Source organism: Aeromonas dhakensis (assembly GCF_002285935.1).
GTDB lineage: Bacteria > Pseudomonadota > Gammaproteobacteria > Enterobacterales > Aeromonadaceae > Aeromonas > Aeromonas dhakensis.
In genome coordinates this window covers 2,116,005-2,129,762 of sequence record NZ_CP023141.1, presented here as the reverse complement: position 1 = coordinate 2,129,762, position 13,758 = coordinate 2,116,005, and the positions used below count along the sequence as shown (strand labels likewise).

The 13,758-nt window shown below is 63.6% G+C and carries 16 protein-coding genes and 2 tRNA genes; 5 read left to right on the top strand and 13 right to left on the bottom strand.

Annotation, left to right across the window (positions count from 1 at the left end):
• The first annotated feature begins 10 nt into the window (after positions 1-10).
• The 4 genes from CK627_RS10390 (at position 11) to CK627_RS10375 (ending at position 4,180) form a co-directional block, all read left to right on the top strand.
• On the top strand, positions 11-706 hold the full coding sequence (locus tag CK627_RS10390; RefSeq protein ID WP_017786399.1) for an energy-coupling factor ABC transporter ATP-binding protein: 696 nt from the start codon (positions 11-13) through the stop codon (positions 704-706).
• Positions 678-1,316, top strand: a complete 639-nt coding sequence (mobA, locus tag CK627_RS10385; protein ID WP_095592276.1) for a molybdenum cofactor guanylyltransferase MobA — start codon at positions 678-680, stop codon at positions 1,314-1,316. The genes CK627_RS10390 and mobA overlap by 29 nt, the downstream gene beginning before the upstream one ends.
• Positions 1,313-3,058: a bifunctional molybdopterin-guanine dinucleotide biosynthesis adaptor protein MobB/molybdopterin molybdotransferase MoeA gene (locus CK627_RS10380; protein ID WP_095592275.1), complete on the top strand. Its 1,746-nt coding sequence runs from the start codon at positions 1,313-1,315 to the stop codon at positions 3,056-3,058. Before mobA ends, CK627_RS10380 begins: the two co-directional genes overlap by 4 nt.
• 63 nt (positions 3,059-3,121) lie before the next feature.
• Entirely contained in the window at positions 3,122-4,180 is a 1,059-nt protein-coding gene (locus tag CK627_RS10375; protein ID WP_095592274.1) for an FUSC family protein, read from the top strand.
• A gap of 75 nt (positions 4,181-4,255) precedes the next feature.
• Here CK627_RS10375 and CK627_RS10370 read toward each other — a convergent pair whose 3' ends face one another.
• The 11 genes from CK627_RS10370 to CK627_RS10320 form a co-directional block, all read right to left on the bottom strand.
• Complete coding sequence (locus CK627_RS10370) at positions 4,256-5,629, bottom strand: HD-GYP domain-containing protein (RefSeq protein ID WP_095592273.1); 1,374 nt, start codon at positions 5,627-5,629, stop codon at positions 4,256-4,258.
• Positions 5,630-5,716: 87 nt separating this feature from the next.
• Positions 5,717-6,337, bottom strand: a complete 621-nt coding sequence (locus tag CK627_RS10365; protein WP_095592272.1) for a DUF3332 domain-containing protein — start codon at positions 6,335-6,337, stop codon at positions 5,717-5,719.
• Between the two features lie 120 nt (positions 6,338-6,457).
• Positions 6,458-7,753, bottom strand: a complete 1,296-nt coding sequence (locus tag CK627_RS10360; protein ID WP_017781952.1) for a methyl-accepting chemotaxis protein — start codon at positions 7,751-7,753, stop codon at positions 6,458-6,460.
• A gap of 209 nt (positions 7,754-7,962) precedes the next feature.
• Complete coding sequence (locus tag CK627_RS10355) at positions 7,963-8,424, bottom strand: GNAT family N-acetyltransferase (protein ID WP_017781951.1); 462 nt, start codon at positions 8,422-8,424, stop codon at positions 7,963-7,965.
• Between the two features lie 72 nt (positions 8,425-8,496).
• Positions 8,497-8,940 carry a DoxX family protein gene (locus CK627_RS10350; RefSeq protein WP_017781950.1) on the bottom strand — a complete coding sequence of 148 codons (444 nt, stop codon included), beginning with the start codon at positions 8,938-8,940 and terminating at the stop codon, positions 8,497-8,499.
• Between the two features lie 5 nt (positions 8,941-8,945).
• The gene (locus CK627_RS10345; protein ID WP_095592271.1) at positions 8,946-9,701 is read right to left on the bottom strand and encodes an HvfC/BufC N-terminal domain-containing protein; all 756 of its coding nucleotides are present in this window, start codon (positions 9,699-9,701) and stop codon (positions 8,946-8,948) included.
• On the bottom strand, positions 9,694-10,542 hold the full coding sequence (gene bufB / locus CK627_RS10340; RefSeq protein ID WP_095592270.1) for an MNIO family bufferin maturase: 849 nt from the start codon (positions 10,540-10,542) through the stop codon (positions 9,694-9,696). Before bufB ends, CK627_RS10345 begins: the two co-directional genes overlap by 8 nt.
• 63 nt (positions 10,543-10,605) lie before the next feature.
• Positions 10,606-10,869 (bottom strand): BufA1 family periplasmic bufferin-type metallophore, encoded by a 264-nt coding sequence (locus CK627_RS10335; RefSeq protein WP_005303242.1) that lies wholly within the window; start codon positions 10,867-10,869, stop codon positions 10,606-10,608.
• 342 nt (positions 10,870-11,211) lie between these two features.
• Complete coding sequence (locus CK627_RS10330; protein ID WP_095592269.1) at positions 11,212-12,027, bottom strand: helix-turn-helix domain-containing protein; 816 nt, start codon at positions 12,025-12,027, stop codon at positions 11,212-11,214.
• Positions 12,028-12,045: 18 nt separating this feature from the next.
• Entirely contained in the window at positions 12,046-12,378 is a 333-nt protein-coding gene (locus tag CK627_RS10325; protein ID WP_043171796.1) for a DUF6506 family protein, read from the bottom strand.
• Between the two features lie 219 nt (positions 12,379-12,597).
• Entirely contained in the window at positions 12,598-12,798 is a 201-nt protein-coding gene (locus CK627_RS10320; RefSeq protein ID WP_005303249.1) for a YbfA family protein, read from the bottom strand.
• A gap of 214 nt (positions 12,799-13,012) precedes the next feature.
• Between CK627_RS10320 and CK627_RS10315 the strand changes: the two genes are divergently transcribed.
• Positions 13,013-13,306 (top strand): hypothetical protein, encoded by a 294-nt coding sequence (locus CK627_RS10315; RefSeq protein WP_010633270.1) that lies wholly within the window; start codon positions 13,013-13,015, stop codon positions 13,304-13,306.
• A gap of 56 nt (positions 13,307-13,362) precedes the next feature.
• On the opposite strand, the gene CK627_RS10310 is transcribed toward CK627_RS10315, so the two are convergent.
• Positions 13,363-13,436, bottom strand: a tRNA-Cys gene (locus CK627_RS10310).
• Positions 13,437-13,492: 56 nt separating this feature from the next.
• Positions 13,493-13,568, bottom strand: a tRNA-Gly gene (locus tag CK627_RS10305).
• Positions 13,569-13,758 lie beyond the last annotated feature (190 nt).

The following is a 13,758-nucleotide window of genomic DNA, read 5'->3' as shown; positions in this document are numbered from 1 at the left end:
GGAGTACGCCATGGCCCTGACCGCCCACCAGCTGATGATGCGCTTTGGCGAGCGCGACCTGTTCCAGATTGAGCAGCTCTCCATCGCGGCCGGCGACGCCATCTGGCTGCGCGGCGCGAACGGGGTGGGCAAGACCACATTGCTCAAGATCCTGGCCGGCCTGCTCACCCCGACCCGGGGCCACACCAACCTCCCCTCTGGCTGGCGCGGCAAGCTCGGCCAGTGGCTCAAGCGCGATCCGGGGCCGGGCCGGGTCACCTACCTGCACCAGACCCCCTACCTGTTTGATCGCAGCGTGCACGACAACGTGGCTTGGGCCCTCGGCCATCGCGCCGCCGACGAGGTGCGGGTGTTCGAGGCGCTGCGCCGGGTCGAACTGGAGAGCCTGGCGCGCGAGCACATCAGCATTTTGTCTGGCGGCGAGCGCCAGCGGCTGGCCATGGCCCGCGCCTGGGCGCTGCAGCCCGCCTTTCTGCTGATGGACGAACCCACCGCCAATCTGGATGCACATTCGGTTGCCCTGATGGCCGCCATGGCGCAAGATCTGCGGGAACAGGGCAGCGGCCTGGTCATCATCAGCCACCAGAGCAACGATCTGACCGACCTGTGCGAGCGGCAATGGACCCTCGCCCGGGGCCGGCTGCACGAACCCACTCCTTTGAAAATCATCGAGCGACATGACCTCACACAGCGAACCTCGTACTGACCGTTTTCCCGTCTCCGCCGTGGTGCTGGCCGGCGGCCGCGCCACCCGCATGGGAGGCGCCGACAAGGGCTGGGTCGAGTTGGCGGGCCGCCCGCTCATCGACCACGTGCTTGACCGACTGAGGCCCCAGGTGGACGAGATCCTTATCAACGCCAACCGCAGCCAGGCCCGCTACCAGGCACTGGCCCCGGTCATCGGCGACGACAACCCCGACTATCTCGGCCCGCTGGCGGGCATGCAGGCGGGCCTTGCCGCCGCCCGCCACGACTGGGTGCTGTTCGTGCCCTGCGACGGCCCCGCCCTGCCCCGCGATCTGATGGCGCGCTTTCGCGCCGCCCTCACCCCGCAGACCGAGCTGGTGGTGGCCCACGACGGCGACTGGCTGCAACCCGTGGTGGCTCTGCTGCACAAGTCCCTGCTCCCCTCCCTCTGCGCCGCGCTGGCCGGGGGGGAGCGCAAAATCGATATCTGGTTTGCCCGCCACAATATGGCGGTGGTGAGCTTTGCCGACCAACCGGATGCCTTCATCAATCTCAACAGCCCGGACGAGCTGGCCGCCTACGAGGCGCGCCTGCCAGACGCCTCGACCGGACAAGGAGCCACCTCATGACCCCGGCCCCCACCCTGCCCCTGCTCGGCTTTGCCGCCTGGAGCGGCACCGGCAAGACCACCCTGCTCGAGCAGCTCATCCCCCTGCTGGTGAGCCGCGGTCTGCGCCTCGGGGTGCTCAAGCACGCCCACCACGACTTTGACATCGACCAGCCGGGCAAAGACAGCCACCGCCTGCGCCAAGCCGGCGCCAGCCAGATGATGGTGGCCTCCCGCCGCCGTCACGCCCGCATCGTTGAGACCGATCTGGGTGAGGCCGATTTTCGCGAGCTGCTGGCCAGCTTCGATCAGCGCAGCCTCGACCTGCTGCTGGTGGAGGGATTCAAGCACGAGCACTTCCCGAAAATCGAGCTGCACCGCGCCGCCATCGGCAAGCCGCTGCTGTTCCCGATTGATCGCGACATCATCGCTCTGGCCAGCGATCAGCCCGCAGAGACCACCCTGCCCCGGCTCGATATCAATGATCTGGAGGCCATCGCCGACTTCGTCTGCGCCTACCTGGCGCAGAGCCGGCAGCAGGAGCAGGCGCCGGGGGCCGGTTTCCTGTCGGTCGAGGGGGCGCGCCAGGCCATTCTTGACGCACTCGTCCCCTCTACCCGCAGCATCGACCTGCCGCTCGCCCGCTGCCACGGCGCCGTGCTGGCGGGGGATCTCGTCAGCCCCATCAATGTGCCGCCCCATGCCAACTCGGCGATGGACGGCATTGGCCTGCGCAGCGACGATCTCGCCGCCGGCCGCTGGCAACTGGTAGGGGAAGTGCTGGCGGGCCAGCCGCGCAGCGAGCCGGTACTGGCCGGACAGGCGGTGCAGATCATGACCGGCGCCCCGCTGCCCCCCGGTGTCGATACCGTGGTGATGCGCGAAGAGACCCGGCTTGACGGTGAATGGGTCAGCGTCAGCGCCCCTGTCAAGGCGGGGCAGAACGTGCGTCAGGCCGGCGAAGATCTGGCGCTGGGCGCAGTCGCCATCCCGGCCGGCACCCGCCTCGGCGCCCCTCAGCTCGGGCTGGCGGCTTCTCTGGGGCAGGCAACCCTGACGGTACGCACGCCACTCAAGGTAGCGCTGTTCAGCACCGGCGACGAGGTGCAGGCACCTGGCGAGACGCTCGCCCCCGGCCACATCTTCGACAGCAACCGCTTCACCCTGATGGCGCTCATCGCCGGGGCCGGCTGCGAGGTGATGGACCTTGGCATCATCCCCGATGATCCCGTCATCCTGCGCCAGCAGCTGGCACAGGCCGCGGCCGACGCCGACCTGGTGCTGAGCTCGGGCGGGGTGTCGGTGGGCAATGCCGACTTCATCAAGCAGGTGCTCGCCGAGCTTGGCCAGATCGCCTTCTGGCGCATCCAGATGCGGCCGGGCCGCCCGCTCGCCTTCGGCAAGCTGGGGCAGACCCCCTTCTTCGGCCTGCCCGGCAACCCGGTGGCCGCCATGATCTGCTTCCTGCAATTCGTCGAGCCCGCCATCGCCCGCCTGCAGGGCCGGGTGTGGCAGCCGCTGCGCCTCTCGGCGCTGGCCGAGCAGCAGATGAAGAGCCGACCCGGGCGTACCGAGTTCCTGCGCGGCATCTTCCATCAGGACGCCAGCGGCGTGCTGCGGGTACGCACCACAGGGCCGCAGGGCTCCGGCATCCTCAGCTCCATGAGCGATGCCAACTGCCTGATTGAAATCGTCCCCGCCCAGCCGGCCATCGCGGTCGGCGAGCGGGTCTGGATCCACCCACTCCAGGGACGAGTGGCCTGATACCGGTCTCCACCCCGCCGGGCGTGGCGGGGTGGCTGCCCCCATGAATCCGAGGCTTGTCCCTTGCGCCTGAATGCCCCCCTCTCCCGACTCGATCTGCTGATCTACGGTCACTACCGCATCGTCCACGGCCTGCGCATCGCGCTCGCCTTCATGCTCACCTTTCTGCTGACCCGCGAGCTGAAACTGCCGGAAAGCACCTGGCCCCTCATCACCCTGGTGGTGGTGATGGGCCCCATCTCGTTCTGGGGCAATGTGCTGTCGCGCGCCCTGCAGCGGGTGGTCGGCACCATCTTCGGCGCCAGCTGTGGGGTGGTGGCGCTCTATCTCGAGCTCTACTCCCTGCCGCTGATGCTGCTGTGGTGCGGCTGCATCATGTTCCTGTGCGGCTATCTGGCGCTCGGCAAGCGTCCCTACGTGGGGCTGCTCATCGGCATCACCCTCGGCGTCACCATGGGGGCCATGCCCGGCGACATCGAGACCGCCCTGTGGCGCAGTGCCGACGTGATCCTGGGCTCATTGCTGGCGCTGCTGTTTTGCAGCATCTATCCCCAGCGCGCCTACAGCCACTGGCGGCTGCAGATGCACGACACCCTGCAGCAGGCCCAGCGGCTCTATCACACCCACCTCTCCCCCAACGTGCTGGAGCGACCGCGCCTCGCCCACAGCCACGCCAGACTGCTCTCCAAGATGGTGAGCCTGCGCCCCCTGCTGACCCCGGCGGTCAAGGAGACCCGCCTTGGCAGCGCCCTGTTCGAGGCGATCCAGACCACCATGCGCAACACCCTCTGCACCCTGGAGATGCTGGCCAACACCTACTGGCGCGATCGCCAGAGCCACTTTCTGATGCAGAGCACCCCTGAGCTGCGCGCCTGCCAGCAGGCGACCGAGGCGCTGATGAGCGAGCTGGCGCTGATGCTCAAAAGCGGCGAGCTGCAGGGCTCGGAGCTGGCCATCGCTCGCCTGCAGGAGGCGGCCGGTAGAGTGCGGATCGACGCCGGCGGCGAGGCCGCCATCAGCGGCTATCTGTGGCTCAACCTGCAGCTCACCGAACAGCTCACCCACCTGCGCCGGCTGCTGGGCCTGGTGATGCACCCGCCCCGCAGCCAGGACCACCCATAGCAAAACGCCCCGCAAAGCGGGGCGTTTTCGCCTCAGGCCAATGACAAATGACTGCAGCCCGATATGGCGTAAATATTAACTGGCGTTGGCCAGCGGTTGCTCGAGCGGGAGATAGAGGGAAAAATCCTGGATCCCCGCCTGCAGAGCGGCAAAGCAATCCGGATCAATGGCCGTCCCCAGATTCTCGGCCATCATCTCCAGCGCCTGGGGCACCGGAATGGCTCCACGATAGGGCCGTTTGGCAGTGATGGCATCAAAAATGTCGGCCGTGGTGATGATGCGGGTTTCCAAGGCTATCTCGTCCCCTTTCAATCCTTTAGGGTAACCCTTGCCATCGAGGCGCTCATGGTGGGCACCCGCCACTTGCGCCAGCTCTTCAAACGCACCTATGCGACTCAGGATCTCCTCGGTATAGGCGGCATGCATCTGCACGGCGGCCCACTCCTGCGCATCAAGTTTGCCCGGTTTGTCGAGAATGGCATTGCTCACCCCCAGCTTGCCCACGTCATGGAGCAGAGCACCGCGCTTGAGCCAGCGTCGTCTCTGCTCAGACAACCCCATCTGAGTGGCAAGAATGTCGGTATAGAGTGCCACTCGGCCGCTATGACCGGCGGTATAGGGACTTTTGGAGTCCACCACCTGACCGAATGCCGCGGCGATCTCGTCCAGATAATCTTCATCAAGAGCGACCTCACCCTGCCCGGCCGGGTGGACGAACACCCACTCAGCCAGCTTGGGATCCGCCAGTCCTTGCCAAAAATCACCATCCGCCAAGGCTTCAAACTCGCTAACCAATTGAGGGTCAAACCAGCTGCCGCTGCGCTCGCGCAGCTCTTTGAGCACCGCATCAGGGCCTGCGGCGGCATGAAACACATCCACCACCTGGCAGAGCAGCGCTATGCGAGAGAAGAGCGGAATCGCGTCACCGACCAGTTGCAACGGCCGACCTTTGCCGTTCCAGTGTTCGTCCAGAGAGAGGATGCCGGCGGCGACCTCTTCACTGAAACGCAGTTGACGAGCGATGTCCGCCCCCCGATGGCAACGGGTCTGGATCAGTTCGTTGGCTATCTGATCGCCGTTGCGAAAGATGTGAAACAGGCTGCGAAAACGCCCAAGCAGATCCGCCTGCAGGCCGGTGTGGCCCAGCACGAAGTTGACCACCTCGGAGAGAGAGCCATCCACCAGCTTGAAGTCGCGTTTGAAGTGAAGATCGTCGGTGAGATAGAGTTCGCAGATACGGGCCGCATTGCTGCTGCACCCCAGATCCTTGAGCAGCAGCATGTAATAGAGGTCATGACGCTGTCGAGCATCCAGCGCCAACCGTTCGGCCAGACGGGAACCTATCCAGCAACAGCGAATACAGTGCCCTCTTGGTTGACCCTCAGTCATATCGAGCGCATGACTGAGGGAACCAATCAACTCTGCCAACCGCAATCCATTCACCGTCATAGCCTGTATCCCTGGTCATCTTGGCGATCTTGCCTGCTGACTAGGTATACCTTATCCAGAGAGGAATAGATCTGGATTCAGATGAATTTATACCTCGGCGCTACCAGTCCGTGCTTTTTCCTCCAGCTGGGCCGGCGTCAGGGTCGACACCAGTCGGCCGTCGAAGTAGATGTCCAGCAGCTCGCCGCGCTTCTCGCCGCGCATCATGCTGCTGCGCCCGTCCAGGTAGTGCACCTCCATCTGGGCGGTGCGCCCGTCCGGGTAGCTCACCTCCACCTCGCGTACCCCTTGTGGCAGCAGGGCCAGCGGCACCTTGTTGAGGGAGGGATCCAGGTGCTGGTTGACCTTGATCAGGGCGTCGAGCTTCTGATCCACCAGCGCCGGCGACTTGCCGGTGATGGGGTTCTTGCCCGACCAGAATTCGATGGTATTGAACACGAAGAGATCCGCGGTGGCCGCCAGACCGTAGACCGGCGAGAGCAGGATGAAGACCCCGGCCCGGCCGTAACGGTTGTCCACCACGCTGAGGTTGCCCTTGGTCACCATGGAGGAGAGCCCCATCTGCCCCATGCAGCCGCTCAGTCCCACGCTTGCCACCACACCTGCCAGCAGCGCCAGCGCCCTGCCCTCTCTTCTCGTTGCCATCGTCTTTATCTGCTCCAGAAATAATGAGGCGGCAAGCCTAAACAGGCTGCCGCCGACGGGCAATTCACAAGCAGGGAGCGATACAGCAGGGGTTCAGATTGGGATTTCGACTGCTCACATTGCGTGCAGGTCGTTGAAATAGTGGTCAAGGCGGCCCGCATCCCAAGAGGGGCCGCCAGCTGACTAGATGGAGAGGCTGGAGACGGTTGCCGAGACGTTGTTGGCCTCCTGCCGGATCTCCACCATCACCTCGTTGACCTTGTCGATCTGCTGCTTGCCGAGCTCGGCGCTGCCGGCCACCCTGGCCATGTCGTCGGTCACCCTGGCGGTCAGCTCGCGGTTCTTCTGCACCACCTTGGCTATCTCGTCGGTGGAGAGCGACGTGCGGGCCGCCAGCTGGCGCACCTCGTCGGCCACCACTGCAAAACCGCGCCCCTGATCGCCGGCGCGGGCCGCCTCGATGGCCGCATTGAGAGCCAGCAGATTGGTCTGATCGGCGATGCTGCTGATGGTGGAGACGATGGCCTCTATGCTTCTGGACTGCTCGTTGAGCTGGTTGATGAGCAGGATGGTCTTGTCCACCTGCTCGCTGATGAGCGACGAGGTCTCCACCACGGAGCGCAGCAACTCTGCCCCCTGTTCGGCACAGCGCAGGGTCTCCTGCGCCGTGGCGTGAGCCACCTGGGTGGCATCGCGCACCGCATGGCTCTTGGTGACACGATCAGTAATGTCGCTGGCAAACTTGATGACCCGGCTCACCTTGCCGCTCTCGTCGCGAATGGGGTTGTAGGTGGCCTCCAGCCAGATCGCATCGCCATGGCTGTTGCGCCGCAGGAAGAGCCCGGACTTGAACTGTCCCTGGGCCAGCTCTTCCCAGAAGCGGGGGTTCTCCTCATAGAAGGCGTCATCGCACAGGATGCGGTGATTGCGCCCCTTGAGCTCGTTCAGGGTGTAACCGACGCAACTCAGGAAGTTGGCGTTGGCCGAGAGGATGTCGCCGCTCGGGGTGAACTCGATCATCGCCAGCGACCGTTCGAGCGCCTTGGAGACCGCCTCCTGGTTAAGCAGCTGCTGATGCTCGGCGGTGACGTCGCTGGCGATCTTGATCACCTGGGTCACCCTGCCCTGCGACTTTACCGGGAAGTAGCTGGCCTCCAGCCAGACCACCTCGCCCCGCTTGTTGCGGCGCGAGAAGATGCCGGACTTGACCCTGCCCTGCTTGAGCTGGGCCCAGAACTGCTGGTACTCGGCGGAGCGAGCCAGCTCCTGGCTGCAAAACATCCGGTGGTGCTGACCCTGCAGCTCCATGGCGCTGTAACCCATCAGGCTCAGAAATGGCTGATTGGCCTCCAGGATCTCGCCATCCGGGGTGAAGATGATGGTCGCGATCCCGGCCTTGACCGCCTCCACGAAGCCCTGTGATTCGGCGAGCTGTGCCTGGCAGGCCTGCAGTTGCGCCTTCAGCTTGTTGTTGAACATGGGTGTCATACCTCTGTAATGACCTGACAAGGTGGGAACGGGCACAAGACTCGGCGTCAAGGTGAACCGGCACGAGCCTGTTGAGGCTGATCATAGTTGAGCATGGTGACTCGATCAGAATTTGGCCGAGATTTTGCCACAGCCAGGGAGAGGTTCGCAGCGCCCGTATCCCGTTGGCAGGCGTGATACGGGCAGGGCGGCAAGCGGGATCACCCGGGTTGCCACTCCAGATAGGCGGGGTTGCTCACAAACCCCATCCGCTCGTAGAGGGGCCGCCCCTCTTCGCTGGCATGGAGCCAGACCCGGCCCAGCTGCTGCCCCCTCGCATAGTCCGCCATCTGGTCCAGCAGGGCACCGGCCAGTCCCTGCCGGCGATGGGCAGGCAGGGTATACATGTTGAGCAGATAGCCCTCCCTCCCCGTCAGATTGCCGGGATAGGGCGGGCGCACGAAGAGCGCCAGGGTTGCGCTCGCCACCACCTCGCCATCCACCTCCGCCACCCAGGAGCGGGCACTCTCCTCGGCCTGCGCCGTGCTGAAATAGGTGGTGGTGGCCTGCCACAGCGGCAGATCGGCCAACGGCTCGCTCAGCTCCCCCACCTCGCAAAACAGCGCCATGCGCAGGGTCACCAGCGCGGGAATGTCTGCCTGCGTTGCCTGCCGGATGATCATCGCCTCTCCTCCTTGTGATGAAATGAACAGGCACCCCGCAGGGTGCCTGATGAGAGTGCCAGTGTGGCGGCTTCATCCCCGCCTGACAAGGCGCCACTGATCCAGGGCCAGCGGCCCCGCCCCCCACACCGCCAGGGTCAGCAGCATCCAGCCCCACAACTGGTGATCGTAAAAGCCGCCGGCCCAGAGGGCGGGATAGGAGAGCACCGCCATGATGTTGAAGGCAAACAGCAGGGCGGCGACCGGTCGGGTGAAGAGCCCAAGCAGCAGCAGCACCGGCAGCAGCAACTCGGTGGCCGTCCCCAGCCAGGCTGCCCACTGCCAGGGCAGCAGGGGCACCCGATACTCGAACTCGAACAGGTAGAGGGTGCTGTCCCAGGCGCTCAGCTTGAGCCAGCCGGAGCGCAAGAAGACCGCCGCCACCCAGCATCTGGCCAGCAGCAAGAGAGCGCCGCTCAGCCACCAGGGGGCGGCCGGTCCCCGTTGCTGCATCAGGGGGAACTTGTGGTTTGTCATCGAATTTACTCCAGCGTTGAGGTCACATCGACCAGCAGGCCCAGGGTGACGAGGCGGGTCAGATACTCTGCAGCCTGCGGATCTTGCGCCAGCAGGGTCGACAGGGCGATGCCCTGGCGGCAGCCATCCAGCAGGCGCCACTCCCCCTCGCTCAGGCGCAGCGGCAATACCCGGCAATCGGGCTGTTTCTTGAGGGCAAGCCAGGCGGGGGCCGCCAGATCGTGCACCGCCTCTCCCTGGTGCAGAGCCATCTGCCAGAGGGCCTCCACCGGGCGAAGGCTGTCGAACAGAAGCAGATCACAGGCCGGGATCAGCACCAGCGTCTGCCAGGCCGCTGGCGGCAGGGCCGCCACCCGCTCGGCCGGCCAGTGGCGCACCTCGGGGGCCAGCAGGCTGGTGCGCTCCAGTGCCCACTCGAAACGGGCAAGCTCCCCCAGCCAGGGCAGTTCGGATGTGGTGGGCAGCCCGGCAAGCCAGTCGCCAAAACCGGCGCCGTAGTGCATCACGCTCCCTTCGCAGAGGGGCTCCGCCAGCACGAAGCCGCGCGCCGCGGCGTCGAAAAACGCCTCCCCCACCATGGCCTTGACCGCCGGGTAGCTCCCCGCCAGCACCTCGCCAAGGCTCAGGATGAAGTGGTTGCGATAGACCTGCAGTACGGCATCGGCCGGGAAGAGGCGGGAATGGACGTGGGGCAGGATGGCCTCGCTCTGGCCAAGCAGCCCCTCGGCAAACTGCTGCTGCCGGTGGGCCAGCTCAGACATGGGCGGCCTCCGACGCAAGATGGGCGGCCATGGCGGCATCCAGCAGGGTGCTCGCACGCTCAGCCTCCGCCAACAGCACGGGGAGCGGCGGTATTTCGAGATCCCACTCGATCAGGGTGGGGATGGCGCGCTGGCGGCAGATCTCGGCATAGAGGGCCCAGACCGGCTCGCTCACCGGCGCGCTGTGGGTATCGATATAGAGGTGCCCATACGGCAGGGACTTGTCGGTAAAACCGGCCAGGTGAATTTCGCCCACGGTGGCGATGTCGATGGCAGCCAGATAGTCACGGCACGCAAAGCCGTGGTTGAAGGCACTGACGTAGAGGTTGTTGAGATCGAGCAGGATGCCGCACTCGCTGCGCCGTTGCAGCTCGGCCAGAAACTCCCACTCCGGCATCTCTCCCGCCAGTTGCAGGTAAGAAGAGGGGTTCTCGATCAGCAGCCGGCAACCGAGTGCATCCTGCACCTGCATGATCTTGTCGCTCATGGTGAGCAGAGCCTCCCGGGTATAGGGGACCGGCAGCAGATCGTTGAAGTGACGCCCCCCGATGCTGCCCCAGCTGAGGTGCTCCGAGATACGCACCGGCTTGATGGCGCCGGCCAGGGCCGAGAGGCTGGCAAGGTGAGCAAGGTCGAGTCCATCGGCCGACCCCAGGGACATGCCGACCCCGTGCAGGCTGACCGGATAGTGCCGGGCCAGCTCGCTCAATACCTGAAAACCCCGGCTGTGCCGTTCGAAGTAATTCTCGCTGTGCACCTCCAGCCAGCCGACGGCCGGCAGGGTACGCATCATCTCGTCGTAATGGGGGGTTCGCAATCCAATACCAATCAAGGGGTTCATCGCAAAGACTCGCGGTTGGCCATCAAAAGAGGGCCACGGTGCACAACACCGTGGCGCCCAGCCTTACTTGGGTTGCAGCGAACCGCCAGCCAGCTTCTCGCACAGCCCCTTGGGCACCACCACGAAGGCGTCGCCCTGGGCATCCATCTTGGCGGTGCCGGCGCAGGAGTTGGTCTTGGTCGCACAGTCGTTCTTGCTCGCCTTCACCACGCCGTAGCACTTCTCCTTCTCGTCGGCAGCCATGGCCGGGGCGGCAATGAACTGGGCGCCGAGGGCCAGCAGACCGGTCATGGCGGAGGCGATGGCAGTGCTCTTTTTAACGTTCATTCTCTGTTCCTTCTGATTGTGTGTGGTGTGCCCGATCATTCGCGACCGGATGCCTTCCATAGAACCGGCGCTGCGACGAAATGATTTCAAAAAAAATGCAAAATCGGCACATCTATAAAAAACACAATTAGTAGAATACTGTTTTAAAAGGAGTTTTTAGGATGCTCTCGGCCCCTGGGCATTGACATCAAGACGGCGACAGAGACGATGGCATGACGGTGACGGGGTAACCGGTTCGCCTCCCCTACCATCCCGACGCGGGTCTGCCGGCACATTTTCACCAGCGCGCACGAGCGGGTCGCAAGACAAGATGCATGGAAAAGCGCCGAGCGGGCGGGGGCGTCAGAGCGATCCGGCCGGCCGGTTTATCTGCGGGCTGTAGTGGTTGAGGCGCCGGTGCTCAGGGGTGAGCAGTTGCCCGGGCGAGCGCCCGGTAAAGAAGTGACAGCTCTTGATGAAATGGGGCTGATCGCAATAGCCCTGTTCCAGCAGGGCATCGAGCGACGGGGCGCCCGACAGCAGCTGGCGCAGCGCCCTTTGAAAGCGGGCGGTACGCAGAAAATAGCGGGCATCTACCCCGAGATGGTTGCGCAATCGCCGCTGAAAGGTGCGTGCGCTCATCCCCAGTTGCGGCTGCAACTCAATCGCCGGCGTGCCGTAATAGAGTCGCTCTATCGCCCGCACCAGCGCAAGATCCCGCGGCGGGCGCCTCGCCACCTGCTGGCGCAACCAGGCCCCCAGCGCCCCTGCCCCCTCCTGCATCAACCACTGCGGGTCGGGGCAGACAATCCCCAGCTCATCGAGGGACAGCACCCGATCGCTCAACTGCTCGAGCGGCACGCCAAACAGATCGAAACAGGCCGAAGAGCGCAGCCGCAGCCCCAGCAGATGAGTCTGGCCATGGGCGGCAAAGCGCAGGCGGGCATGGCGCGGGCAGAGCAACACGGCAACCCCCGTGGCCACGGTGACGGTGCGGTGCAAATCTGCTGACGAGAGGATCGTGATGGTGAGGGAAGCCCCCAGATTGAACAGGATCTCGGCCCCGGTGCCGGGGAAGATCTCAGGCATCGGCTGGGAGTGACAAAGGCGCCACTCCCAACCTTGCGCCAGCCAGGGCGCCAGATCGGGAGCGGGCTGAAATTTACGGCACTGCATCATGATGGGAGGCGATATTGCTCACTGGCTCGGTTCGGAGGCGGACAGGAAGAGGGTATCACCGCTGACATGGTCGAGACAGGGATGGCGATCGAAGCGTACCACGCCTATCTCCATGCGCCCCGCGGCCACCTCCACCATGGCGGCGACCCCCAGGTGACCAAATCCGGCACACAGCTCCACCGCCCGGATCCCCTCCCGATATAGCTCGTCGAGCAGTTCACGGCCTTCCTGGTAGTCGGGCACGGCGATCATCTTCACATGGACTTTCTCCGTCTTGACCCAGCTGGCGTGGCGGGCGGGATCCGCCCCCGGGGCGACGAAGATGAAGGCGGCCTTGAAAATATCGGACATATAAAAAGCTCCTCGGATCAATGAGTCGCCACTCTACCCGGGATCCCGCGGGCCGGATTGTACCGCGGCGCCACCCGCCCTCATCATGCAGGACAAAGCCTGGCGCAAAGGGCGCCATACAGACCTCATTTCTCCCTGTTGAATGCAATTTGCGCGGCCAGGGGCCATAAATGCAAAAGAGACAGCCGAAGCTGTCTCTTTTGTCATCAAGCCGGGACCTCAGTAGAAGATCCGCTCGCCGCGCTCGCTCATCTTGAGCCATACCGGTTTGGTGCTGGTTTTGCTCCAGATCCGGTGCAGATAGCTGTAGAAACGGGCCCGGTCGCTGCGAAACAGCATCACGGGGAAGGCCAGCATACCCACCAGCAGCACATAGAGGCGACGAAGAATTATCTGAGTAAGGGAATAGGGATGAAACACGATAGCACTCCTCACTGGTAAGACCACTGAGCAAAGATTACTCCACAATTTGTAGGATTACTACACCAGGAATCCCATTTTTTTGCAAAAAACGCCCTGAAAAGCCACAAAGTGAAATTGGGTTACATCCATTAACTTACAGGCAACAAAAGCTGGCAAAGCGGCCGTGTTTGACCAGATTTAATGAGTTGGTAGTCAACATGGAGTCAAGGCGATGAAACCCGCAGAAATGGCGATCATAGGGATCCTGGGCCTGCTGATCTGGTCAGAATGGCAGGACTGGCAGCTCAACCGGGACGACAGCATCACCCTGGCCTACAAGGGAGCCCCCACCGTCAGCCTGTGGCAGTGCGGTCAGTTGAAACAGAAGATGATGGATGTGACCGAACACTCGGCCGAAGTGCAGTTTCAGTACCGGGGACAGGACCTGACACAGGTAAACCGCTATCTGGAGCGGGAGTGGCAACAGCAGGGTTGCGAACAGCTGTTGCTGCAGCAGGGATATTAATAAGACAAAGCGCCGCACGAAACGGTCGATATCGGAAAATTCAGACAGGGAGAAGATGGAGGCACGTTCCGGAGTCGAACCGGACTAAACGGATTTGCAATCCGCTGCATAACCGCTTTGCTAACGCGCCATGCTGACAAGGCATTGCCTTGAAAGTGATATCCATGATTGGTGCCATGGAGAAATTGGAGCGGGAAACGAGACTCGAACTCGCGACCCCGACCTTGGCAAGGTCGTGCTCTACCAACTGAGCTATTCCCGCATTACTGCTTGTGTGCCAGTTGCCTGACAACGAGGCGCATTATACGTACCCCGAGCAGAGGCACAACCCTTTTTTCTCACTTTTAGCCCTTTCTCGTGCTGTTTGCTCAGGGTTTAGACGGCTTGCCCAAAAAAAACGCGCCAGGCTGTGACCCAGCAGGCGAATTCAAGATAAAGTCATTGAAATGATT